Source organism: Brachybacterium huguangmaarense (assembly GCF_025725725.1).
GTDB classification, from domain to species: domain Bacteria; phylum Actinomycetota; class Actinomycetes; order Actinomycetales; family Dermabacteraceae; genus Brachybacterium; species Brachybacterium huguangmaarense.
Genome location: NZ_CP107020.1, coordinates 1,593,794 through 1,616,419 on the forward strand (window position 1 = coordinate 1,593,794; position 22,626 = coordinate 1,616,419).

General features: G+C 73.2%; 18 protein-coding genes and 3 tRNA genes. 16 read left to right on the top strand and 5 right to left on the bottom strand.

The window, feature by feature from the left end; genetic code table 11:
- Positions 1-267 precede the first annotated feature (267 nt).
- The 6 genes from BRM3_RS07100 to BRM3_RS07125 all read left to right on the top strand — a co-directional run bounded on the left by BRM3_RS07100 (position 268) and on the right by BRM3_RS07125 (position 5,776).
- Positions 268-921 (top strand): SRPBCC domain-containing protein, encoded by a 654-nt coding sequence (locus BRM3_RS07100; protein WP_263595351.1) that lies wholly within the window; start codon positions 268-270, stop codon positions 919-921.
- A gap of 16 nt (positions 922-937) precedes the next feature.
- On the top strand, positions 938-2,254 hold the full coding sequence (locus BRM3_RS07105; RefSeq protein WP_263595352.1) for an MFS transporter: 1,317 nt from the start codon (positions 938-940) through the stop codon (positions 2,252-2,254).
- 35 nt (positions 2,255-2,289) lie between these two features.
- Positions 2,290-2,739, top strand: a complete 450-nt coding sequence (locus BRM3_RS07110; protein WP_263595353.1) for a VOC family protein — start codon at positions 2,290-2,292, stop codon at positions 2,737-2,739.
- A gap of 89 nt (positions 2,740-2,828) precedes the next feature.
- Positions 2,829-3,488, top strand: a complete 660-nt coding sequence (locus BRM3_RS07115) for an ABC transporter ATP-binding protein (protein ID WP_263595354.1) — start codon at positions 2,829-2,831, stop codon at positions 3,486-3,488.
- On the top strand, positions 3,485-5,029 hold the full coding sequence (locus BRM3_RS07120) for a hypothetical protein (protein ID WP_263595355.1): 1,545 nt from the start codon (positions 3,485-3,487) through the stop codon (positions 5,027-5,029). Before BRM3_RS07115 ends, BRM3_RS07120 begins: the two co-directional genes overlap by 4 nt.
- A 54-nt stretch (positions 5,030-5,083) precedes the next feature.
- Complete coding sequence (locus BRM3_RS07125) at positions 5,084-5,776, top strand: class I SAM-dependent methyltransferase (protein ID WP_263595356.1); 693 nt, start codon at positions 5,084-5,086, stop codon at positions 5,774-5,776.
- A gap of 28 nt (positions 5,777-5,804) precedes the next feature.
- On the opposite strand, the gene BRM3_RS07130 is transcribed toward BRM3_RS07125, so the two are convergent.
- The 3 genes from BRM3_RS07130 to BRM3_RS07140 all read right to left on the bottom strand — a co-directional run bounded on the left by BRM3_RS07130 (position 5,805) and on the right by BRM3_RS07140 (position 8,112).
- Positions 5,805-7,037, bottom strand: coding sequence for an aminotransferase-like domain-containing protein (locus tag BRM3_RS07130; protein WP_263595357.1), 1,233 nt, complete (start codon positions 7,035-7,037; stop codon positions 5,805-5,807).
- A 70-nt stretch (positions 7,038-7,107) separates the two neighbouring features.
- Entirely contained in the window at positions 7,108-8,040 is a 933-nt protein-coding gene (locus BRM3_RS07135; protein ID WP_263595358.1) for a DNA-3-methyladenine glycosylase family protein, read from the bottom strand.
- 1 nt (position 8,041) lies between these two features.
- A tRNA-Gly gene (locus tag BRM3_RS07140) sits at positions 8,042-8,112 on the bottom strand.
- 155 nt (positions 8,113-8,267) lie between these two features.
- Here BRM3_RS07140 and BRM3_RS07145 point away from each other — a divergent pair.
- Positions 8,268-8,341 (top strand) — tRNA-Pro (locus tag BRM3_RS07145).
- 91 nt (positions 8,342-8,432) lie between these two features.
- Complete coding sequence (gene tig, locus BRM3_RS07150; protein WP_263595359.1) at positions 8,433-10,166, top strand: trigger factor; 1,734 nt, start codon at positions 8,433-8,435, stop codon at positions 10,164-10,166.
- Positions 10,167-10,951: 785 nt separating this feature from the next.
- Here tig and BRM3_RS07155 read toward each other — a convergent pair.
- Positions 10,952-11,791: a C40 family peptidase gene (locus tag BRM3_RS07155; protein ID WP_263595360.1), complete on the bottom strand. Its 840-nt coding sequence runs from the start codon at positions 11,789-11,791 to the stop codon at positions 10,952-10,954.
- A 595-nt stretch (positions 11,792-12,386) separates the two neighbouring features.
- Here BRM3_RS07155 and BRM3_RS07160 point away from each other — a divergent pair.
- The 7 genes from BRM3_RS07160 to nrfD all read left to right on the top strand — a co-directional run bounded on the left by BRM3_RS07160 (position 12,387) and on the right by nrfD (position 21,253).
- Positions 12,387-12,986 (top strand): ATP-dependent Clp protease proteolytic subunit, encoded by a 600-nt coding sequence (locus tag BRM3_RS07160; protein WP_263595418.1) that lies wholly within the window; start codon positions 12,387-12,389, stop codon positions 12,984-12,986.
- Between the two features lie 74 nt (positions 12,987-13,060).
- Positions 13,061-13,714, top strand: a complete 654-nt coding sequence (locus BRM3_RS07165; RefSeq protein WP_263595419.1) for an ATP-dependent Clp protease proteolytic subunit — start codon at positions 13,061-13,063, stop codon at positions 13,712-13,714.
- A 185-nt stretch (positions 13,715-13,899) separates the two neighbouring features.
- On the top strand, positions 13,900-15,234 hold the full coding sequence (clpX, locus tag BRM3_RS07170) for an ATP-dependent Clp protease ATP-binding subunit ClpX (protein WP_263595361.1): 1,335 nt from the start codon (positions 13,900-13,902) through the stop codon (positions 15,232-15,234).
- On the top strand, positions 15,231-15,584 hold the full coding sequence (locus BRM3_RS07175) for a chorismate mutase (protein ID WP_263595362.1): 354 nt from the start codon (positions 15,231-15,233) through the stop codon (positions 15,582-15,584). The genes clpX and BRM3_RS07175 overlap by 4 nt, the downstream gene beginning before the upstream one ends.
- Positions 15,585-15,705: 121 nt before the next feature.
- Entirely contained in the window at positions 15,706-19,146 is a 3,441-nt protein-coding gene (gene fdh / locus BRM3_RS07180) for a formate dehydrogenase (protein WP_396127034.1), read from the top strand.
- Positions 19,146-20,162, top strand: coding sequence for a 4Fe-4S dicluster domain-containing protein (locus BRM3_RS07185; RefSeq protein ID WP_263595363.1), 1,017 nt, complete (start codon positions 19,146-19,148; stop codon positions 20,160-20,162). The genes fdh and BRM3_RS07185 overlap by 1 nt, the downstream gene beginning before the upstream one ends.
- The gene (gene nrfD / locus BRM3_RS07190; RefSeq protein WP_263595364.1) at positions 20,159-21,253 is read left to right on the top strand and encodes an NrfD/PsrC family molybdoenzyme membrane anchor subunit; all 1,095 of its coding nucleotides are present in this window, start codon (positions 20,159-20,161) and stop codon (positions 21,251-21,253) included. The genes BRM3_RS07185 and nrfD overlap by 4 nt, the downstream gene beginning before the upstream one ends.
- Before the next feature lie 27 nt (positions 21,254-21,280).
- On the opposite strand, the gene selD is transcribed toward nrfD, so the two are convergent.
- The gene (gene selD / locus BRM3_RS07195; protein WP_263595420.1) at positions 21,281-22,255 is read right to left on the bottom strand and encodes a selenide, water dikinase SelD; all 975 of its coding nucleotides are present in this window, start codon (positions 22,253-22,255) and stop codon (positions 21,281-21,283) included.
- 125 nt (positions 22,256-22,380) lie between these two features.
- On the opposite strand from selD, the gene BRM3_RS07200 reads away from it, so the two are divergent.
- A tRNA-Sec gene (locus BRM3_RS07200) sits at positions 22,381-22,475 on the top strand.
- Positions 22,476-22,626 lie beyond the last annotated feature (151 nt).

Genomic DNA, 22,626 nt, shown 5'->3' on the forward strand with positions numbered 1-22,626 from the left:
GCGGTGGGCGTGATCACGCCGTCGAGGTCGAACAGGTGAGCGGCGAACGAGGACGGCCGGGAGCCGTGGGGGCGGGATGTCGTCGGTGTCACGCAGGACATGCTAGGGGAGACCGACCGCGTGGCCGGTGCCCGTGGCGAGGCGCGGACGGCGCGCAGTAGGGTGGAGGGGTCCGCCCGGAGCGGCCCCGCCCGGTCCCTGCGCCCCGAGGGCCGGCCGCCGCCGACAGGAACGGACGCCCCCGGGGAGAGCATCGAGGAGATCCGCATGCCCGCCAGCAGCACGCCTGCCGCGGTCGACGCCGTGCAGCGCATCGTCGACCTCGAGGACCTCGGACCCTCCGTCCGGGTCACGACGTCGTTGCGCACGACCCTGGGCGATGCACCCTCGGCCCTGTGGCCCATGCTCACCCGGCCCGCCCTTCTCGAGACCTGGTACGGCCCGGTCACGGTCGCCGACGGAGCCTTCGAGGCCGTCGGCGGAGCCCATGGCGGCGTGCTCGAGGCCGAGGCGCCCCACCGCCTGCGCCTGTCGTGGGAGTACGGCACCAACGTCGACGACCTCGCGATCGCGCTCGACCCCGAGGACGACGGCACGACCGAGCTGCGTCTCGTCCACGTCGCCGACGTCCCCCACGAGGTGTTCGACCGCTTCGGACCGGGCGCGACCGCCCTCGGCTGGGACATCGCCCTGCTGGGGCTCGCGGCGCGCACGGGCGCCTGGCGCGAGCTGTGCCTCGACGTGCCCGCGCCGTCCGCCGTGTGGCTCGCGAGCGAGGACGGCGCCCGCTACGTGCGGGCCTGGTCCATCCGCTGGGCCGCCGCCTCCGTGGCCGCCGGGACCGACGAGACCGTCGCCCGTCGCGGCGAGGTCGAGACCGCCCGCGCCTACGGCGGGCTCCGGGACGTCGCCGCCGTCTGAGGTCGGCGGACGCCGCGTGCTGCGCGCGCTGGTCCCGTCGATCTACGCCCCCACCGTCCTCGAGGCCGCCGGCGAGGCCGCGCTCCTCCCCGTCATCCCGCTGCTGGCCCGTCACCTCGGCTTCTCCGTGCCCGCCGCGGCCGCCCTCGCCATGATCGCCGGCATCGGCGCGGTGCTCGGCCCGATCCCCACCGGACGGGTCATGATGCGCGTGGGCGCCCGGCGCGCCATCATCGCCAGCGGCATCGCTCTCGCCGTCTCCAACGTCGTCGCCCTGATCGTGGTGGGGGACGGTCTGCAGGGCCACGCGGGCCCTGGCCATCGCCTCGCGCTCGTGCTCGCGCTCGTCGTGATGGCGGCGACAGGTCAGGTCTGGCAGCTCGGACGGCAGTCCTTCCTCGGCACCGAGCTGCCGCCCGAGCTGCGGGCGCGCGGCATGACCACCTTCGGCGGCATGCTCCGCATCGGTCAGGTGATCGGCCCGCTACTGGGCGCCGTGGTCGTCTCCCTGGGCCATGACGCGTGGGTGTTCGGCCTGTTCGCGGTCATGACCACGACCGCCACGGTCATGGTCGCGGTGTTCATGGTGCCGGGCGAGGCCTCCGGCGCAGCCCCGCCCGAGCCGGCCGCCGCCGAGCGCGCGCTCGACGAGGAGGTCGAGAAGGTCGCCGAGGCCACCGCCCCCGTCCCCGCCCCCGACTCGACGGCGCAGGCAGGGTCGCGCGATACACGCGGCGTGCTCGCCCGGATGGTGCGCGTGGGCCTCGGGGTGACGCCGCTCGTGATGGGACGCATCAACCGGCCCCTCATCGTCCCCCTGCTCGGCGACGCGCTCGCGCTCGACGCGTCGACGATCTCGGTCATCTTCGGCGTCGCCGCCGCCATCGAGATCTTCATGTTCATCCCGGCCGGCTCGATCATGGACCGTCGCGGCCGGGCGGCGGTCGCGGTGCCGTGCTCGCTCATCATGGGCCTCGGCTACGTGCTGCTGTCGGTGCTCGCCCCCACGATCGGCACCCGCTCGGCGGGATGGGCGCTCGTCGCGCTGCTCGTGCCGTGCCTGCTCATCGCCGTCGGCAACGGGCTCGGCTCGGGGATCGTGATGACCCTCGGCATCGACGTGTCGCCCGAGCGCGGACGCACCCGCTACCTGTCGTGGTGGAACACCGTGATCGGGGTGGGGCGGCTGACCGCGCCGCTGCTCGTCGCCGGGATCGCCCTCGTCGCCCCCGTCGCGGCGGCCGGCGTCGTCTCCGGGGTGCTGTGCCTCGCGGGATCCGGCTGGCTCGCCCGGGTGCTGCCCGAGGTCGTGCCCGGGCGCGACCGGGCGTAGGGTTCGGCTCACCATCGCCCGGCTCGGGAGGCCCCATGTCCTACGCGCTGCACCCCTATCTCACCTTCCCCGGCACCACCCGTGAGGCGATGGAGTTCTACCGTGACGTCTTCGGCGGGGAGCTCACGGTGACCACCTTCGGCGAGCTCCACGCCCTCCCCGAGGACTCGCCGTCCCTCGACAAGGTCATGCACGCCCAGCTGGTGTCGCCGCACGTCACGATCGCGGCCTCCGACCTGATCGAGGAGACGCCCGTCGAGATCATCTTCGGCAACGCCTTCTCCCTCGCCCTCATGGGCGAGGCCGAGGACGCCGAGACGCTCACCGCCGCCTTCGATCGGCTCGCCGAGGGCGGGCAGGTGGTCATGCCGCTCGCTCCCCAGATGTGGGGCGACCTCTACGGCAGCCTCGTGGACCGCTTCGGCACCAGCTGGATGGTCGACGTGGCCGGCGCACCCGGCGCGGCCGCGGACGCGCCGGCCTGACCAGGCCGGGCGGGCACCGGAGGCGAGGCACGCGCATGCGCGACCATCGTCGGTTGCGCGGAGGCCCGCCGATGCGGTGACATGCGGGCATGAGAGAACGCCGAGCGCCCCGGGCCGCCGCCGTCGAGTTCCGGGACGTGGCGGTGCTGCGCGACGACGTGCTCATGCTCGACGACGCCACGGGCGCCGTCGCCCCCGGGCACGTGCTCGCCCTGACCGGCGCCAACGGCGCCGGCAAGACCACCCTGCTGCGCGTCATCGCCGGCCTCGTGCGGCCCACCGGCGGCAGCGTGCGCGTCCAGGGCAGGGTCCCCGACGACCGCGACCGCGGCTTCCGCGCGAGCCTCGCCGCTCTCATCGGGCCCCCGCAGACCGCGCGCGACCTCACGATCGACGAGCACCTGCGGTTCATCGCCGCGACCTGGGGCGCCGTGCCGGACACGGCCACCGCGCACGCCGACGAGCTGCTGGACGCCCTCGCGATCTCACCGCTCGCACGGCGCTACCCCCATGAGCTCTCGAGCGGGCAGTCCCAGCTCGTCTCGATCGCCCTCACGCTCGCACGGCCCGCCGACGTGCTCCTGCTCGACGAGCCCGAGCAGCGGCTGGACGCCGACCGGCTCGGCCAGGTGATCGCCCTGCTGCGGGCCCGCGCCGCCGCCGGCTGCGCCATCGTGCTCGCGAGTCACAGCCCCCGCCTCGTCGAGGAGCTCGCCGACGACCGCCTGCACCTCGTGGGGGAGGTGTGAGCGCCGCGCCCGAGGCGGCACCGAGCTCCTCCGCGCTCGGGGGCGCGCGCGAGGTGTGGGACGCACGGGCCGGCGCCCCCACCCGCGGCGACGCCGTGTACGTCGTCTACGTGGTCGTGCTCGGCCTGCTCGTGCTGGGCGTCCCGGCGGCCCGGCTCGTGGTCGACGCGCTCGCACGGCCGGACGTGCTGCCCGTGCTGCTCGCGGCGCGCGCGCCGCAGGCCGTCACCGCGGCCTGGCTCGTGGGCTGCGGCGGCCTCGTGCTCGCAGGCGGCGTGCGCGGGCCCGCCGTGCTCTCCCGGTTCTTCACGGCGACCCTCGCCTCCTCGGCCATGCCGCGTCGGCGCGCCCTGGCCCGCCCCTTCGTCCGCTCGACGCTCGCCGTCGCCGTGGTCCTCGGCGCGCTCGGCGCCCTCGTGGGGGCGACCCTCGAGGTCGCGGGCCACGCGAGCACCGGCGACGTGGTGCTCGGCGCGGCGGCCTGGGCGGGCGCCGGCCTGGTCGCCGGCTGCGCGTGGCTGTTCGGGGAGATCGCGGAGCCGTTCGGCCGCCGGGCTGCCGCGCTCGTGCTCGCCCTCGCCGGGGCCGTCGTCGCCGCGATCCCCGCAGGCGGCAGCGCCCCGGGCCCGGGCGCCGCGCTCGCCCCGCACGGCTCGGTGCTGTGGGCGTGCCTGCTGGTCGCGGCCGGGGTCGTGCTCGTGCTCGGGTGCGTGCCGTGCCTCGACCGGCTGCGCGGCAGGGTTCTGGCCGAGCAGGCGGCACGCTCGGAGAGCGCGTCGCTCGTGGCGACGAGCGGCGACCTCGCGGGCGCCGCCGGCACCTTCCGCGCCCTGCCCACGACGGGGCGCCGCCTCGGCGCGGTGCGGCGGCGCGGCGCCCGTCCCGTGGCGCCGGTCCTCCTCTATCTGCTTCGGGACCTCGTCGCCCTCGCACGCACGCCCGAGCGCACGGTCCTCGGCCTGCTCGCCGCGATCGGGGCGGGCGCCGTGCTCACCCTCTCCCCGCTGCTCACGGGTCCCGTCGAGGGCGGGGTCGTGGTCGCGGGAGCCCTCGCGCTCTGGCTCGCGTCGAGCTCGTTCGTGGACGGCATGCGCCACGGCGTGCAGACCCTCGGCGCCCCCGCCCTCTTCGGCCAGCGGGCCGAGCACCAGGTCGTGCTGCACGCCCTCGGCCCCCTGCTCGTGCTCGAGCTGTGCGTCGCGCTCGGCGGGGTCGCCGCGGTCCTCGGCGGCGGCGACCCCGGCGCGCTCGGCCTCCCGCTGCTGGCCGTGCCGATCGTCGTGCTCGACCGTCTGCGCGATGCCGCGAAGGGGCCGCTCCCGCTGCGCCTGACGATGCCGATGCCGACTCCCCAGGGCGATCCGGTCGTGCTCATGATGATCGCGTGGCAGATCGACGCCCTGCTCCTCGCGCTCGTCCTCGTGGGCGCGATCGCGGTCGGTCTCGCGTTCGGGCTCGAGACCGGCCTCGTGCTCACGGGGCTCGGCGCCGTCGTCCTCGTGCTCGGCGTCGTCAGCCGGCTCGCGAAGCTGCGGGGCTGACGGGGTCTCGGGCACCATGGGCCCACGGACATCAGGACCACCGCGGCCCCCGTCGTGCTCGCCGCAGGCCGCTCGCTGGCACGGCTGAACGCGCGGCACCCCTGGGACCACAACGAGCACTTCCATCGCTGGGTGCTGGCGAACCTCCCGCCCCGCGCCGAACGGGTGCTCGACGTCGGCTGCGGGCGCGGAGGCCTCGTCGCGGCCCTGCGCACCCGGGTGGCCATGGTCGAGGGGATCGACACCGATCCGGCCATGGCCGCTCTCGCGGCGTCGCGGCACGCCGGTGACCCGGGGGTGAGGATCCGGCACGCGGACTTCCTCGCGCACGACCGCGGACACGACGGGGGCGCTCCGTGCCCCGAGCACGTCGCGGGCCCCTTCGACGCCGTCACCATGATCGCCTCGCTGCACCACATGGATCTCGAGCCCGCGCTGGAGCGGGCGCGAGAGCTGCTGCGCCCCGGCGGACGCCTCCTCGCGGTCACGCTGACCCGGCCGGCGGGGCTCGTCGACGGGCTGTGGGACCTCGGCAACGTGCTCACGAACCCGCTCATGGGCTTCGTGAGCCACCCCCGCGCGGTGCGCGGCCCGACACGCGATCAGGAGGGGCCGCAGATGCCCGTACGCGAGGCCGAGCTGAGCCTCGCCGCCATGAGGCGCCGGGGCGAGCGGGTGCTCCCCGGCCTGCGCACGCGGCGGCGCGAGGGCTTCCGGGTGACCCTGCGCTGGGACGCCCCGGCCTGAGCCGGCCGGGGCCGGCGCATGAGGCGGCTCAGCCGTGCGCGGCGATCACGTGGCCCAGGCGGTCGATCCCGTCGGCGATGACGGCGGGGGAGTGCGTCACGTACGACAGGCGCATGGTCGAATGGTCGGCGTCCTCGGCGAAGAACGACCAGCCGGGCAGGTAGGCCACGCCGGCGGCGACCGCGTCGGCGAGCATGGCCTGCGCGTCGTAGGCCGGGCCGAGCGAGGCCCACAGGAACATGCCGCCCTCGGGACGGGTCACGTGGGCCGCGGCGGGCAGCACCGCCGCGATCGCCGTGGCCATCGCGTCGCGCCGCTCCCGGTACACGGCGCACACGTGCGCGACGTGGGCGTCGAGGTCCTTGGTCTCGAGGTAGCGCGCGACGGTGAGCTGGTCGACCACCGAGGACTGCATCGAGATGGCGGCCTTCGCGACCGCGAGGGTGTCCAGGATGGCGCCCTCGGTGCGGATCCAGCCGATCCGCACCCCGGGGCTCATGAGCTTGGACATGGACTTCATGAGCAGGGTCTGGGCGGACATGGCCCCGAAGGAGGCGATCGGCGGGTGCGCGTCGCCCGTGAAGCGCAGCTCCCCGTACGGGTCGTCCTCGACGAGCGGGGTCGCCGTGCGCTCGAGCACGTCGGCGACCGCGCGACGGCGCGCGAGGTCCATGGTGCGGCCCGTCGGGTTCTGGAAGGTCGGGATCAGGTAGACGAACTTCGGGTGGTGGGTGCGGATCGCGGCCTCGAGGGCGTCCGGCAGCACCCCGCCGTCGTCGGTCTCGACGCCCACCATGCGCGCGCCGTGCACCGCGAAGACCTGCACCGCGGCGAGATAGGTGGGCGACTCGACGAGCACGACGTCGCCCGGTTCGAGCATCGCCTCGGCGGCCACGAACAGGCCCTCCTGGGAGCCCGACGTCACGCGGATCTGGTCGGGCGTGGTGACGAGGTCGCGGGACAGGCGACGCGCGGCCTGCTCGCGCAGCTCCACCTCGCCCTCGCTCACGCCGTACTGGAGGGCCCGATGGCCGCAATGGGTGAGGACCCAGTCGTAGCAGTCGCGCACGTCGTCCAGCTCGAAGAGGTCGGGGTCGGGGATCCCGCCCGCGAAGGAGATCAGGTCGGGCCGGGCGGCGAGGGCGAAGATGTCCTTGAGCGGGGAGGACTCCATCCCGGCGTACCGGGCGGCCACCCGGAAGTCGAAACGGCCGGTGTCGGACGGGGTCGGGGCGGCGGGGGAGGCGGGCTCGAAGGACATGACCACATGGTGGCACGGTCGCGGAGCCGCGGGCGCGGCGGTGCGATGCCGACGTGGCGCCGAGAGGCCGTCAGCGGCGGTCCGTCGGCCCCCGACGACGGGAGGGCCGGGGCATCCCCGCGGCGTGGTGCCACAGGTGCATGACCGCGTAGCTGCGCCACGGCGCGGCGGCGCGCAGGGCCGCGACGAGGGACTCGTGGGTGTCGGCGATGCCGAGGTCGCGCGCGGCGCTCAGCAGCGCCACGTCGCGCGGGGCGCTCAGGTCCGGGGCGCCCACACCGCGCAGGAGGGCGTACTCGGCGGTCCAGGGCCCGATGCCCGGCATCGAGACGAGGCGGGCGCGGAGGGCGTCGACGTCGTCCGTCTCCGGCGGGGCGGCGGGCACGGCGGTCTGGATCGTGCGCCGGCGCGCCCCCGGGCCGCGGTACCAGGACTCGGCGTGGGCCGCCGCCCGGACCGGGTCGACGGGAAGGCGCGTCACGTGCTCCGTGCGCAGCGGCACCGGCAGCTCCTCGGGGAGCAGGTCGGTCGCGGCGACGAGGAAGTCGCGGGCGTGCGCGGCCGAGATCTGCTGGCCCGTGATGGCCCACAGCAGGGCCTCGGCGAGGCTCGGGGTGCCGGGGAGGCGCACGCCCGGTCGCGCGGCGACGAGCGGGGCGAGGGCGGGCATCGAGCCGGCCAGGTGCGCATCGATCGCGGAGGGGTCGGCGTCGAGGTCCAGCAGTCGGCGCACGAGGCCGACGGCGGCGTGCTCGTCACGCGGATCGGCCAGGTGCAGACGGGCCGGGAGGCGGGTGGCGGTGACGTCGCCGAGATCGGCACTCAGCACGCCCGGGCCGTGGGCGCAGCGCACCGCACGGGTCCAGACGGTGCCGTCGACGTGCTCGACCCCGGGGACCGCACGGGCCGCGAACCACGCGGCCAGGCCGGCGCCGTCGAACGGGGGCCGGAGGGGCAGACGGACGTCGAAGCTCGTCGCCGCACCGTCGAGGCCCTCCACCACGAGCGGATGACGGGAATCGAACCCGCGTGATCAGTTTGGAAGACTGAGGCTCTACCATTGAGCTACATCCGCGTCGCCTGCGAACACGCAGGTCGCACTATTGAACCAGATGACCGCACCCGCGTCATGCCCAGGAACCCCCGCAGGCCCGATGAGCCGGGTCACAGGGCCCCGGGCCGCTGGGGCGCGCGCTGGCATGAGCGGGTAAGCTCGGGAGGGTTGCCCTCCGGGGTGTAGCTCAGCTTGGTAGAGCGCCCGCTTTGGGAGCGGGAGGTCGCAGGTTCAAATCCTGTCACCCCGACTCGCAGCCGCGGTGGCGCCCCGCAAGCGCCCCGGCGAGGCCAGCGACAACCAGACAACCCATCACCGATGTGCAACCAGGAGACCTGCCAGTGAAGACCGCCGTCGAGAAGCTCAGCCCCACCCGGGTCAAGCTCAACGTCCAGGTGCCGTTCGCCGAGCTCACGCCCGCCATCGAGCAGGCCACGAAGAAGATCGCCGACCAGGTGCAGATCCCGGGCTTCCGCAAGGGCAAGGTCCCGGCGCGCCTGATCGAGCAGCGCTTCGGCCGTCCGACGATCATGCAGGAGGCCGTCAACGACGCGCTTCCGGACTTCTACCAGCAGGCCGCGCTCGAGGCCGAGCTGCGTCCCGTGGGCCGCCCCGAGGTCGAGGTCACCGACATCCCCGGGCTCGACGGCTCCGACGAGGGCGACCTCGTGTTCGTGGTCGAGCAGGACGTGCGCCCCGAGATCGAGCTGCCCGATCTGTCGGCCGTCGAGGTCGAGATCGAGGAGACCGCGGTCGACGACGACGCCGTGGACGTGCGTCTCGACGCGCTCCGTGAGCGCTTCGGCACCCTGGTCGGCGTGGACCGTCCCGCCGCCGACGGCGACTTCGTGTCCCTGGACATGGTCGCCAAGATCGGCGACGAGGAGATCGAGACCGTCGAGGGCGTCTCCTACCGCATCGGCGAGGGCAACATGCTCGACGGCCTCGACGAGGCCCTCATCGGCCTCTCGGCCGGCGAGACGACGACGTTCTCCTCGCAGCTCGCCGGCGGCGACCACGCGGGCGAGGACGCCGACATCACCGTCACCGCCCAGTCCGTCAAGGTGCGCGAGCTGCCCGAGGCCGACGACGAGTTCGCCGAGCTGGCCTCGGAGTTCGACACCATCGAGGAGCTCAAGGCGGACCTGCGCACGCAGGCCGAGCACGACGCCGAGGGCAACCGCGTAGCCCTGGCCCGCAACGCGTTCCTCGAGAAGCTCATCGGCGACCTCGACATCCCCCTCCCCGAGGGCCTGGTCACCGAGGAGATCAACGCCCACCTGCAGAACGAGGGCAAGCCGGAGGGTGACCCCCACGGCGAGGAGATCCGCGAGGACACCGAGCGCGCCATCCGCACCCAGTTCGTGCTGGACGCCATCCTCGAGACCCGCGAGGTCGAGGTGGGCCAGGAGGACCTCATGAACTACATGGCCCAGCTGTCGGCCACGTACGGCATGGACCCCAACCAGTTCATCCAGATGCTCGCGCAGTCCGGCCAGATCGAGTCGGTCTTCGGCGAGGCGCAGCGCGCGAAGGCGCTCGACGTGGCGCTGGCCGACGTCACCGTGAAGAACGAGAAGGGCGAGGTCCTCGACCTGGGCCTCGGCGGCTCCGACGACGCCGGGTCGACGGAGGCCGAGGAGGAGAAGGCCCCCGCGAAGAAGGCTCCTGCCAAGAAGCCGGCCGCCAAGAAGGCGCCGGCCAAGAAGGCGGCCGCGGCCGACGAGGGTGCCGCGGACGAGTCGGCGGAGCCGGCCGAGAAGAAGGCTCCCGCCAAGAAGCCGGCCGCCAAGAAGGCTCCCGCGAAGAAGGCCCCGGCGAAGACGACCGCGGCCGCCGCCGCGGAGACCGAGGAGACCGTCGAGGCCACGGCAGCGTCGGAGGAGGCCCCGGCCACGAAGGCGCCGGCCAAGAAGGCTCCCGCCAAGCGGACCACGGCCGCGAAGACGACGTCCGCAAAGGACGCCGACGCGGACGAGAAGGCGCCTGCGAAGAAGGCTCCGGCCAAGAAGGCGCCGGCGCGCAAGCCCGCCGCCAAGAAGCCGGCCGCGGACGCGGAGACCACCGAGTCCTGATCGCCGCCGATCGCTGAGGAGCGACCGCTCCTCGCACCAGCCGCCGAGCGGCGACCCACGGGCCACCGTCCTTCGAGGACGGTGGCCCGTTCGTCTGCGCGCTCGCGCCGGCCGTCCGTCGGAGGCGCCTCCGCCGATGCGGCGTGCTCGCGGCGCCCTCGGGGGCGGAACGGCGTCCCCTCCGTCGGGGGCGTGTCTGTCGATGCCGCGTGCTCGCGACGCCCTCGGTCCGCTCGAGGCTCGCATCGAGCTCTCGGATGTGCTCGCACAGCGTCGCAGCATCGTGGGGGACCCGTGCCCGTCAGCTCATGCACCCTCGGCGGCCGTCGCAGCGCGCGGCAGGGACGTCTCCCGGAGCGAGATCGCGGTACCCGGTGGGGCCGCGGGGGAGTGCTCCTCATCGAGATCGCCTTTTCGGGTGGAATTCGGCGAGAACTCCGCCCGAAAAGGCGATCTCGATGCTGTGCGAGGTGAAGCGGGATCGCAGAGTGCCTGGGAGCGCGTGCCGCAGGGGGTCGCGGCCGAGGTCACGGGGAGCATGGGAGCGCGTGCCGCAGGGGTTGCGGCCGAGCTCAAGGGGCGCCTGGGAGCGCCTGCCGCAGGGGGTCGAGGCCGAGGGAAGCTCTGGGAAGAGCGGCGTGCGGGGGAAAGGGAGTGGCGCGAGGGAAGGAGCACTGTGCGGGGGCGAGAGAAGAGCCCGCCCGGCCGGCTCCCCTCGGACAGCGAAGAGCCCCGGTCCGCCGAAGCGGACCGGGGCTCTCCCAGCGACAGCGCGCGAGGCGCGATCAGCGGTAGGTGACGAAGCGGGGGCTGCCCCAGATCGTGCGCTCGGAGACGGAGCCCTTCGAGGAGCCCGCGTCCACGACCTTGTTGCCACCGGCGTAGATGCCGATGTGGCCGGACCAGACGACGAGGTCGCCCGGCTGCGCGCTGGACTTGGAGATGCTGCGACCGCCGTTGGCCTGCGCGCTCGAGCTGTGGGGGAGCGAGATGCCCGCCTGAGCGTAGGCGTACTTGGTCAGGCCCGAGCAGTCGAAGCCGGAGCCCGGACGCGAGGCGCCCCAGCTGTAGCCGACGCCGATCTGCGAACGGGCGGCCGACAGGATCGAGCTGGAGTTGCCCGAGTCGCTGGAGCTCGAGCCGGAGCGCGAGGTCCCGTTGGAGGCCGACACGCCGTTGAGGGCGCCGCGGGTCTCGGGGCCGACGCGGCCGTCGACCTGGAGGCCGTTGTCCTGCTGGAAGTCGATCACCGCGGAGTGGGTGCGGGGGCCGAACTTGCCGTCGACCGCGAGGTTCGCGCCACGGGCGTTGAGCGCGGACTGCAGATCCTCGACGCGATCGCCGACCGAGCCGCGGAACAGGGTCGCGCCGGAGGAGATGGCGGCCGTGGGGTTCACGAGCTGGGGGGCCGGCAGCGCGGCGATCGCCTGAGCGGCGGGGGCGGCCGACACGGCGGCCTTCGGGGTGGCGGGAGCGGCGTTCGCGGGCGCCGCCTGGGCGGTGGCGAACGAGCCGAGGACCACGGAGCCGAGGACGGCGGCGCCGCCGGCGCCCTTGAGGGCGAGGCTCGGGTTGAGGGGGGTGACCGCGCGGCCGGCGGCGCGGTGCGTGTTGGTGATAGCCATAGTGAGCGTGCGTTCCTTCCGGTCCTCCGACGCCGACACTAGGGCGATCCGGGGACTGTCGCTGTTTCTTCTCGTCCGTCGATCCGAGGGTCGCCCGCAGGCCCTTCCCGTTTCGTCGGCGTGATCAACCGTAGGAGGGGCCCTGGGGCGCCGGAACCCGTTTGAGGAGGCCGGGGAGGGCTCTTGACCAGTTCTTTGACAACGGCCGCGCGCAGGGCCGTCGAGCGGCGTCGCGTTTACCTTCGCGCTGTGGCGGGCGCCACATCCGTGCACGTCCGGGCGCCGACAGGGGCCCTGTCGACCAGGCCGAGCGGCGGCCCACGGCACATGGACGCCCCGAGAGGTGTCGTGAGGTGACGCTCGGTGCTCCGGCGTCGCGGCTCGGGCGCGGGCCGTCACCGCCGAGGCGGCAGCCGCCCTCGTGGGCGCGCCGCCGCGGAGGCATGCCCGCCGCAGTGCGCCCGCGGCGAACAGGCGGCACGAGTGTCGGGCCGACCACCTAGAGTCGTGCACATCGAGAGCCATGGCCGTAAAGGAGACCACCGAAGTGACCTCGCAGAACCTCCAGCCCCGCAACGCCCAGGGCGACTCCCTGATGGGGCTCGACGACAACGTCTACCAGCGCCTCCTGCGCGAGCGCATCGTGTGGCTCGGCAGCGACGTGCGTGACGACAACGCCAACGCCATCTGCGCCAAGCTGCTGCTGCTCGCCGCGGAGGACCCCGAGAAGGACATCTACCTCTACATCAACAGCCCCGGCGGCTCGATCACGGCCGGCATGGCCATCTACGACACGATGCAGTACATCCAGCCGGATGTCGTGACGGTCGCGATGGGCATGGCCGCCTCGATGGGCCAGTTCCTGCTGTCCTCGGGCGCCAAGGGCAAGCGCTACGCGACGCCGATGACCCGCGTGCTCATGCACCAGCCCCTCGGCGGCCTCGGCGGCACCGCGTCGGAGATCAAGATCCAGGCGGACCTCATCCTCTCCATGAAGCGGCAGATGGCCGAGCTCACCGCCGAGCAGACCGGCAAGAGCGTCGAGCAGATCATCGCCGACGGCGACCGCGACCACTGGTTCACGGCGCCCGAGGCCCTCGAGTACGGCTTCATCGACAAGATCGTCACCCGCGCCGGGGACGTCACGGGCGGCGGCGGCACCGAGAGCGGGCCGACCGGCAGCACCGAGCGCTGATCGCCCTCCGCCCCCACGACACCACAGACCCCAAGGAGCACTTCGTGACCTTCGATTCCCGCTCGTACACGGGCATGCCGGTGGCCCAGGCGGGCCCCATGCCCACCTCCCGCTACGTGCTGCCCCAGTACGAGGAGCGCACCGCCTACGGCTTCAAGCGCCAGGACCCCTACACCAAGCTGTTCGAGGACCGCATCATCTTCCTCGGCGTGCAGGTCGACGACGCCTCGGCCGACGACGTCATGGCGCAGCTGCTCGTGCTCGAGTCCCAGGACCCCGACCGCGACATCACGATGTACATCAACAGCCCCGGCGGCTCGTTCACGGCGCTCACCGCCATCTACGACACGATGCAGTACATCAAGCCCGACATCACGACCGTGTGCCTGGGCCAGGCGGCCTCCGCGGCGGCGGTCCTGCTCGCGGCCGGCACGGCGGGCAAGCGCCTGGCGCTGCCCAACGCCCGCATCCTCATCCACCAGCCCGCGATGGGCGGCGAGGGCGGCGGCGGCCAGGCCTCGGACATCGAGATCCAGGCCAACGAGATCCTCCGCATGCGCGAGTGGCTCGAGGACACCCTGGCCCGCCACTCCGGACGCTCCAAGGAGGAGGTCAGCCGCGACATCGAGCGCGACAAGATCCTCACCGCCCAGGGCGCGCTCGACTACGGCCTGGTCGACCAGGTCCTCGCCTCCCGCAAGGACACCCGTCCCAAGATCCAGCGCTGATCCCAACAGGGAGGTGGGCCGGCCCGGCCGGGCCCGGCCCGCCTCCCGCCGAGCCCCGGTCCGCACGGGCCGGGACCGTCCCGCCTCCGCGGCGCGCGTCCCGGCCCGTCCGGGCACCTGGGGTAGGTTGAGATCCGCGGCGCCCGGCCGCACCGGCGGTCCCGCCCCGACCCGAAAGGACGAGCATGGCGCGCACGAGCGATGGAGCCGACGTGTTCAAGTGCTCCTTCTGCGGCAAGTCGCAGAAGCAGGTGGAACGTCTCATCTCCGGCCCCGGGGTGTACATCTGCGAAGAGTGCATCGAGCTGTGCAACGAGATCATCGCGGAGGAGATCGAGGCGGCCCAGCCCGCTCCTGAGCAGCAGGCACCGCTGCCCACCCCGCAGGAGATCTTCGCCTTCCTCGAGGAGTACGTGGTGGGCCAGGAGCCCGCGAAGCGCGCCCTCGCGGTCGCGGTCTACAACCACTACAAGCGCACGCGCTCGCAGCAGGCGCCGCCGGCGCCCGCCCGCAGCGCCGCGGACAAGCTGAGCGGCCAGAACCCGGCCCCCGCCTCCGAGGCGGACGGCGAGGGCGATATCGAGGTCGCCAAGTCCAACGTCCTGCTCGTCGGCCCCACCGGCTGCGGCAAGACGTACCTCGCCCAGACCCTCGCCAAGCTGCTCAACGTGCCCTTCGCGATGGCCGACGCGACCGCGCTCACCGAGGCCGGCTACGTCGGCGAGGACGTCGAGAACATCCTGCTCAAGCTCCTGCAGGCCGCGGACTACGACGTCGAGCGCGCGCAGCAGGGCATCATCTACATCGACGAGGTCGACAAGATCGGGCGCAAGGCCGAGAACCCCTCGATCACGCGCGACGTGTCGGGCGAAGGCGTCCAGCAGGCCCTGCTGAAGATCCTCGAGGGCACCGTCGCGGCGGTGCCGCCCCAGGGCGGCCGCAAGCATCCGCATCAGGAGTTCATCCAGATCGACACGACGAACGTGCTGTTCATCGTGGCCGGCGCCTTCGCGGGCATCGAGGACATCATCGGCGGGCGCATCGGCAAGCGCGGCATCGGCTTCGGGGCCGAGCTGCACACGCCGCTCGAGGAGGCGGAGATCTACGCCAAGATCCTGCCCGAGGACCTCCTGAAGTTCGGTCTGATCCCCGAGTTCGTCGGTCGCCTGCCCGTGCTCACGAGCGTCAGCAGCCTCGACCGCGCCGCGCTCGTGCAGATCCTCACCGAGCCCCGCAACGCGCTCGTCAAGCAGTACCGCAAGATGTTCGCCCTCGACGGCGCCGAACTCGACTTCGAGCGCTCCGCCCTCGAGGCGATCGCCGACCGCGCCATCGAGCGCGGCACCGGCGCCCGCGGCCTGCGCGCGATCCTCGAGGAGATCCTGCAGCCGGTCATGTTCGACCTGCCCTCGCGCGACGACATCGCCAAGGTCGTCATCACCGAGGGCGTCGTGACGACCGGGCGCGCCCCGCTCATGCTCACCCAGACCGAGGCCGAGCGCTCGGCCCGCTCGGCATGACGGCCACCCCGGCACCTCGGGGAGAGGGGCGCTCCGAGCACGATGCCGCGCGGGCCATGGCCATGCTCGGCGAGGAGCGCGCGAGCATCGACAACATCGACGCGGCCCTGGTCAACCTGCTCGCCGAGCGGTTCCGGCACACCCAGCGGGTGGGCCGCCTCAAGGCCGAGCACGACCTCCCGCCCGCCGATCCCGCGCGGGAGCGCCAGCAAATCGCGCGCCTGCGCTCCCTCGCCGTCGAGTCGGGCCTGGATCCCGTGTTCGCCGAGCGCTTCCTGCGCTTCATCGTGACCGAGGTGATCCGTCACCACGAGCAGATCCGCGACGAGGACCCCGAAGCCGCTCGCTGACCGCGGTCCGCATTTTCGCAATGCCCACAGGACGTTATTGGGGTCGCCGTCGAGGCATCGGCCCAGGTGAGAGCCTCTTTCCCGGACCGCACCGACGCGTCCTCGATGGTAGGGTCGGCACATGGCGCGCATGAGTTTCCTCCAGTGGCCGGTGGTCCGGCAGCTGCGCTCCGGGGACCCGCTCGGGCGGGGGAGCGCGGTCACCTCCGAGCGGACGCGGGAGACCGCGCCGCGCACCGCGAGCGCCGACACCGTCGCCCGCAGCGTGTGCCCGTACTGCGCCGTCGGCTGCGGCCAGCTCGTGTACGCCAAGGACGACAAGGTCATCCAGATCGAGGGCGACCCCGACTCCCCGGTCTCGCGGGGGCGGCTGTGCCCCAAGGGCTCGGCGAGCGAGCAGCTCGTCAACTCCCCGCGCCGCATCACCACGGTCCGGTACCGGGCGCCCTACGCGAGCGACTGGACCGACCTCGACCGCGACACGGCGATCGACATGATCGCCGACCGCTTCCTCGCCTCCCGCCGCCGCACCTGGCAGGACGCCGACGACCAGGGACGACCGCTCCACCGCACGATGGGCATCGCGAGCCTCGGCGGCGCGACCATCGACAACGAGGAGAACTACCTCGCCAAGAAGCTCTTCACGGCGAGCGGGGCCATCCAGATGGAGAACCAGGCCCGCATATGACACTCCGCGACGGTTCCCAGTCTGGGAGCCTCGTTCGGCCGCGGCGGCGCCACCCAGTCCCTCCAGGACATGGCCAACGCGGATTGCATCGTCATCGAGGGCTCGAACATGGCCGAGGCGCACCCGGTCGGGTTCCAGTGGGTGATGGAGGCCCGGTCGCGCGGTGCGCGCGTCATCCACATCGACCCGCGCTTCTCGCGCACCTCGGCCAACGCCGACAAGCACATCCCCATCCGCGCCGGCTCGGACGTCGTGCTGCTCGGCGCCGTCATCAATTACGTGCTGAGCCGTGACCTGTGGTTCCACGAGTACGTCTCGGCGTTCACCAACGCGTCCACGATCATCTCCGACGATTTCCTGGACACCGAGGACCTCGAGGGGCTGTTCTCGGGCTTCGACCCCGAGACGGGCGCCTACGACCCCTCGAGCTGGGCGTACAAGGCCCCGGAGGGTGACGGGGCCGAGCACGTCCATGACCCGTCCCGACAGCACGGGGACGACGCCTCCGACTCGACCTCGGGCGGGACGAGCGCGGGGGACGCCTTCGGCAGCGGCGGTCCGCCGCTCGAGCACGGCGAGCCCGCGCGCGACGAGACGCTCCAGCATCCGCACACCGTCTTCCAGGTCCTGAAGCGCCACTATGCGCGCTACACCCCGGAGATGGTCGAGGAGACGTGCGGGATCTCGCGCGCCGACTTCGAGTACCTCGCGCGGTCGATCACCGAGAACTCGGGACGCGAACGGACCACGTGCTTCGCCTACGCGGTGGGCTGGACCCAGCACGTCGGCGGGGCGCAGTTCATCCGCACCGCCGCGATCCTCCAGCTGCTGCTGGGCAACGTCGGCCGCCCCGGCGGCGGCATCATGGCGCTGCGCGGCCACGCGACCATCCAGGGGTCCACGGACATCCCCACGCTCTTCAATCTCCTGCCCGGCTACCTGCCCATGCCGAAGGTGGGCTCCCACGACACCTTCGAGCAGTACGTGGACGCCGTCGGGAGCAAGCAGCAGAAGGGCTTCTGGGCCAACTCCGAGACCTATGCCGTCAACCTGCTCAAGGCGTGGTGGGGCGAGGCCGCGACCAAGGACAACGACTGGGCGTACGACTACCTGCCCCGGCTGAGCGGTCCGCACGGCACCTACCAGACCCTGATGGGCATGTTCGCCGACGAGGTCGAGGGATACCTGCTGATGGGCCAGAACCCCGCGGTGGGCTCGGCGAACGGACGCATGCAGCGCCTGGGCATGTCGCACCTGAAGTGGCTGGTCGTGCGCGACTTCTCCATGATCGAGTCGGCGACGTGGTGGAAGGAGGGGCCCGAGATCGAGACGGGCGAGCTCGTGACCGAGGACATCGGCACCGAGGTCTTCTTCCTCCCCGCGGCCAACCACACCGAGAAGGCCGGCTCCTTCACCCAGACCCAGCGCATGGTCCAGTGGCGCGAGAAGGCCGTCAACCCCCCGGGCGACTGCCAGAGCGAGCTCGACTTCTTCTACGACCTCGGCTGCCGGATCCGCGAGAAGCTCCAGGATTCGACCGACCCGCGCGATCGTCCGCTGCTCGACCTGACCTGGGACTACCCGACCGACGAGCACGGTGAGGTGGACGCCGAGTCCGTGCTCAAGGAGATCAACGGCTACGTGACGAAGGGACCCGACACGGGTCGACCGCTCTCGGCGTTCGCCGAGATGAAGGCCGACGGCTCGACCGCCGGCGGCTGCTGGATCTACGCGGGCGTCTACAAGGACGGCGTCAACCAGGCCGCGCGCCGTAAGCCCGGCCGGGAGCAGGACGTGACCGCGGCCGAATGGGCGTGGGCCTGGCCTGCCAACCGCCGGATCCTGTACAACCGCGCCTCCGCCGACCTCGACGGCACGCCGTGGAGCGAGCGCAAGAAGTACGTGTGGTGGGACGCCGAGGCCAAGACCTGGACCGGCAAGGACGTCCCGGACTTCCCCGTCGGCAAGGATCCGCACGACCCCGGGGATCCTGCCGCGGGCGGCCCTGCGGCGCTCGCGGGGAACGACGCCTTCATCATGCAGGCCGACGGGCGAGGCTGGCTGTTCGCCCCCACCGGCATGGTCGACGGCCCGCTGCCGACGCACTACGAGCCGGTCGAGTCCGCCATCCCCAACCCGCTCTACGACCAGCAGAGCAACCCCACCCGCGTCGTGTTCCAGACCCGGGACAACATGAACTCCCCGGGCGTCACGGGCGCGGGGTCGAGCGTCTATCCGTACTACTTCTCGACCTACCGGGTCACCGAGCACCACACGGCGGGCGGCATGAGCCGCTGGCTGCCCTACCTCGCCGAGCTCCAGCCGGAGCTGTTCATCGAGGTCTCCCCGCAGCTCGCCGAGGAGGTCGGGCTCGAGCCGTACGGCTGGGCGACGGTGATCTCGGCGCGCTCGGCGATCGAGGCGAAGGTGCTCGTGACCGAACGGTTCCGCCCGATCCGGATGGCCGGTCGCACGGTCCACCAGATCGGGATCCCGTACCACTGGGCACGGGGCTCCCACGCGGTCGTCGAGGGCGACAGCGTCAACGACCTGATCGGGCTCAACCTCGACGCGAACACCCAGATCCAGAACTCCAAGGTGACCGCGTGCGCGGTGGTCCCGGGGCGCCGCCCGCGCGGCCGGGCCCTGCTCGACCTGGTCGCCGACTATCAGCGTCGGGCCGGGGTGTCGCCCGTCACGGGCGATGAGCGGGACACGACCGAGGACTTCCCGGAGGGGACCCGCGCCCACGACGTGGACCTCGCGACGGGCGAGGACATCGCCACGAGCTTCGACCTGCCCGAGCCGCACGCCGAGCACGTCGAGGGCCCCTCCGGCACCGCGCACGACGAACGACGGACGGAGGAGAGCTGATGGGACTGCTCTCGGGACCGGAGGAGGACCCCGCCGCCGACGCGGGATGGGGCCACACCCACGACCGCAAGGGCTTCTTCACCGACACTTCGATCTGCATCGGCTGCAAGGCCTGCGAGGTGGCGTGCAAGGAGTGGAACCACAACCCGCAGGACGGCACCCTGGAGATCCTGGGCTCGTCCTTCGACAACACCGGAGCGCTCGGGGCCAACACGTGGCGCCACGTGGCCTTCGTCGAGCAGGGCGCCGACCGCATCGCGGAGGCCCGGGAGTCCGGACGCGCGCTGGTGTCCCTCGGCATGCCGACGATCGGCCCGCGCACGGGCGCGTCGGCCCCCGGCGGGCGGCCCGACGAGGACCTCTCCCGCGCCGACCGCACCCCGCCGGACACCCCCGAGTTCCGCTGGCTCATGTCCTCGGACGTGTGCAAGCACTGCACGCACGCCGGCTGCCTCGACGCATGCCCCACGGGCGCCCTGTTCCGCACCGAGTTCGGCACCGTCGTGGTCCAGGCCGACGTGTGCAACGGCTGCGGGACCTGCGTGGGCGCCTGCCCCTTCGGCGTGATCGAGCGCCGGGACGACGGCACCGTCGCGCCCAAGGGCGACCGCGGTCGCGTCGAGCAGGACGTGCCCAACAAGGGCACCGCCAACAAGTGCACCCTGTGCTACGACCGCCTCGTGCACGACGAGACGCCCGCCTGCGCCAAGGCGTGCCCGACCACGTCGATCTCCTTCGGCGGCCGCGAGGACATGGTCACCAAGGCCCAGGACCGCGTGCTCCAGCTGCACGCCCAGGGCATGACCGAGGCGCGGCTGTACGGCGCCAACCCGCGCGACGGGGTGGGCGGCACGGGCTCGGTGTTCCTGCTGCTCGACGAGCCCGAGGTGTACGGGCTGCCGCCCGACCCGCAGGTGCCGACCGCCGACCTGCCGCACATGTGGAAGCGCGCCGCCCTCGCCGGCGCGGGCATGCTCGCGGCCACCACCCTCGCCTTCCTGGGAGCCCGTTCGTGACCCTCTCCGAGTTCGACGCCTACCGCCCGGACGAGCCGCCCCGCCGGCGTCGCCGCCGCAGCAGACCCCCCCGTCGGCGCCAGGAGCCCGGCACGGGCGACGGCTCCCGCGAGATGTTCATGGTCGACGACGTCGAGTTCACGTCGTACTACGGCAGGCCGATCGTCAAGGCGCCGCCCTGGGAGTCGCCCATCGCGGTCTACCTGTTCGTCGGCGGCCTCGCCGGGGCCTCGAGCCTGCTCGGGGCCGGCGCCCGCCTGACCGGGCGCACGGCCATGCGGCGCAACGCCCGCCTGACCGCCCTGGGAGGCGTGCTCGTGGGCACCGCCGCCCTGATCGAGGACCTCGGCCGTCCCGAGCGCTTCCTCCACATGATGCGCGTGGTCAAGCCGACTTCCCCGATGAGCGTGGGCACCTGGATCCTGTCGACCTTCGCGACCGCCTCCGGGGTGGCCGGGGCCGCGGAGATCGACCGCCTGCTCGGCGAGAGGCTGCCGCTGGGTCCGCTGCGCCGGGTCCTGCGGGCGGTCGAGACGCCCGCCGCCTTCGGCGCCGCCGCGCTCGGAGCGCCCCTGGCCACCTACACGGCGGTGCTGCTCGGCGACACGGCCGTGCCCACCTGGAACGCGTCCCGCCACGGGCTGGCCTTCGTCTTCGGCTCGTCGGCGACGATGGCCGCGAGCGGCATGCAGCTCGTGCTGACGCCGACGGCCGAGATCGGACCGGCCCGCGCGCTCGCCGTCGCGGGCGTCGCCGGGGACCTCGCCGGCATGCACTACACGAAGGCGCAGATGCATCCGCTCGAGGCCGAGCCGCTCGAGGAGGGGCCCGCGGGCGCGAAGCTCGCGTGGGCCGAGCGCCTCGCCGTCGCGGGCGGCATCGGCGCCCTGCTCGGCGGCCGCCACCGCTGGATCGCCGCCGCGAGCGGCGCTGCCCTGGTCGCCGCCTCGGCCCTGACCCGGTTCGGTGTGCTCGAGGCCGGGCGCGAGTCCGTCAAGGATCCCCGCCGCGTGGTCGAGCCGCAGAAGGCGCGCCTCGCCGCCCGCCGCGCCCGGGGCATCACGGACGACTCGATCACGACCGCCGGCTGACGCGGGCCACGGCTGTGGCGCGGCCCCTCAGCGGATCGTCACGCTGCCGGCGGGTGCCTCGTCGAGGGGGGCGGTCGTCTCGCCGATCACGGGATATCCGGGCACCTCGCCCACGACCAGCAGGCCGCCGGAGGTCTGCGCGTCGGCGAGCAGCAGCAGATCCTCCTCCGTCACGCCCCGCCCGGACCGCACCTGGGGGCGCACCCAGTCCAGGTTGCGACGCGTGCCGCCGGAGATGTAGCCGTCGCGCAGCGCCTCGGCGGCGCCCTCGACGAGCGGCACCGCCGAGCGGTCGATCGTCGCGGCGACCCCCGAGGCCCGCATCATCTTGTGCAGGTGCCCGAGCAGCCCGAAACCGGTCACGTCGGTCGCCGCCCGGGCCCCGGCCGCGAGCGCCGCCTGGGACGCCTCGACGTTGAGCGCCGTCATCGTCGCGATCGCCTCGGCGAACACCTCGCCCGTCACCTTGTGACGGTTGTTGAGCAGCCCCACCCCGATCGGCTTGGTGAGCGTGAGCGGCAGGCCCGCCTCGGCGGCGTCGTTGCGCAGCAGGCGGTCCGGCCGCGCGGTGCCGGTGACCGCCATCCCGTACTTGGGCTCGGGATCGTCCACGCTGTGCCCGCCGATCACGGGACAGCCCGCCTGCTCGGCGACGGCCAGGCCGCCGCGGAGCACCTCGCGCAGGAGCTCGTAGGGCAGCACGTCGCGCGGCCAGCCCACGAGGTTGATGGCGACGATCGGCGTGCCGCCCATCGCGTACACGTCCGAGAGGGCGTTGGCCGCGGCGATCCGCCCCCAGTCGAACGCATCGTCGACGACCGGGGTGAAGAAGTCGGCGGTCGAGAGCACCGCGAGATTGTCCCGCACCCGGACCGCGGCGGCGTCGTCGCCGTCGTCGAGGCCGACGATGACCGTCTCGGAGCGCTGCCCGGCCAGGGCCGCGACCGCCTCCTCGAGCTCGCCCGGCGGGATCTTGCACGCACAGCCCCCGCCGTGGGCCATCGTCGTCAGGCGCACGGGAGGAGCGGGAGAGGCGGCAGCATCGACGGCGCCGGCGGTGCCGGGGAGGGACGGGGAACGAGGGCTCTGGGTCATGCTTTCGATCGTACGGGTGGTAGGTTCGCCGTGGAGGCGTCCGGGTCCTGGTGGGCCCCCCGGTCTTCAAAACCGGTGAGACCGAGCATCTCGGTCTGGCGGGTTCGATTCCCGTCCGTCTCCGCCAGCCACCGCTCCCGCAGGGCGGCTCCGTGCGCCGGCGACCTGCCGCGGCGCCTGCCCCGCCCCTCGCGGAGAGCCCGACCCGCGAGACCCCGGGCGCCCCTCCGCGCCCGCCGGAGGAGGACCGTGACGGCCCCGGAGACCCACGGCACCGA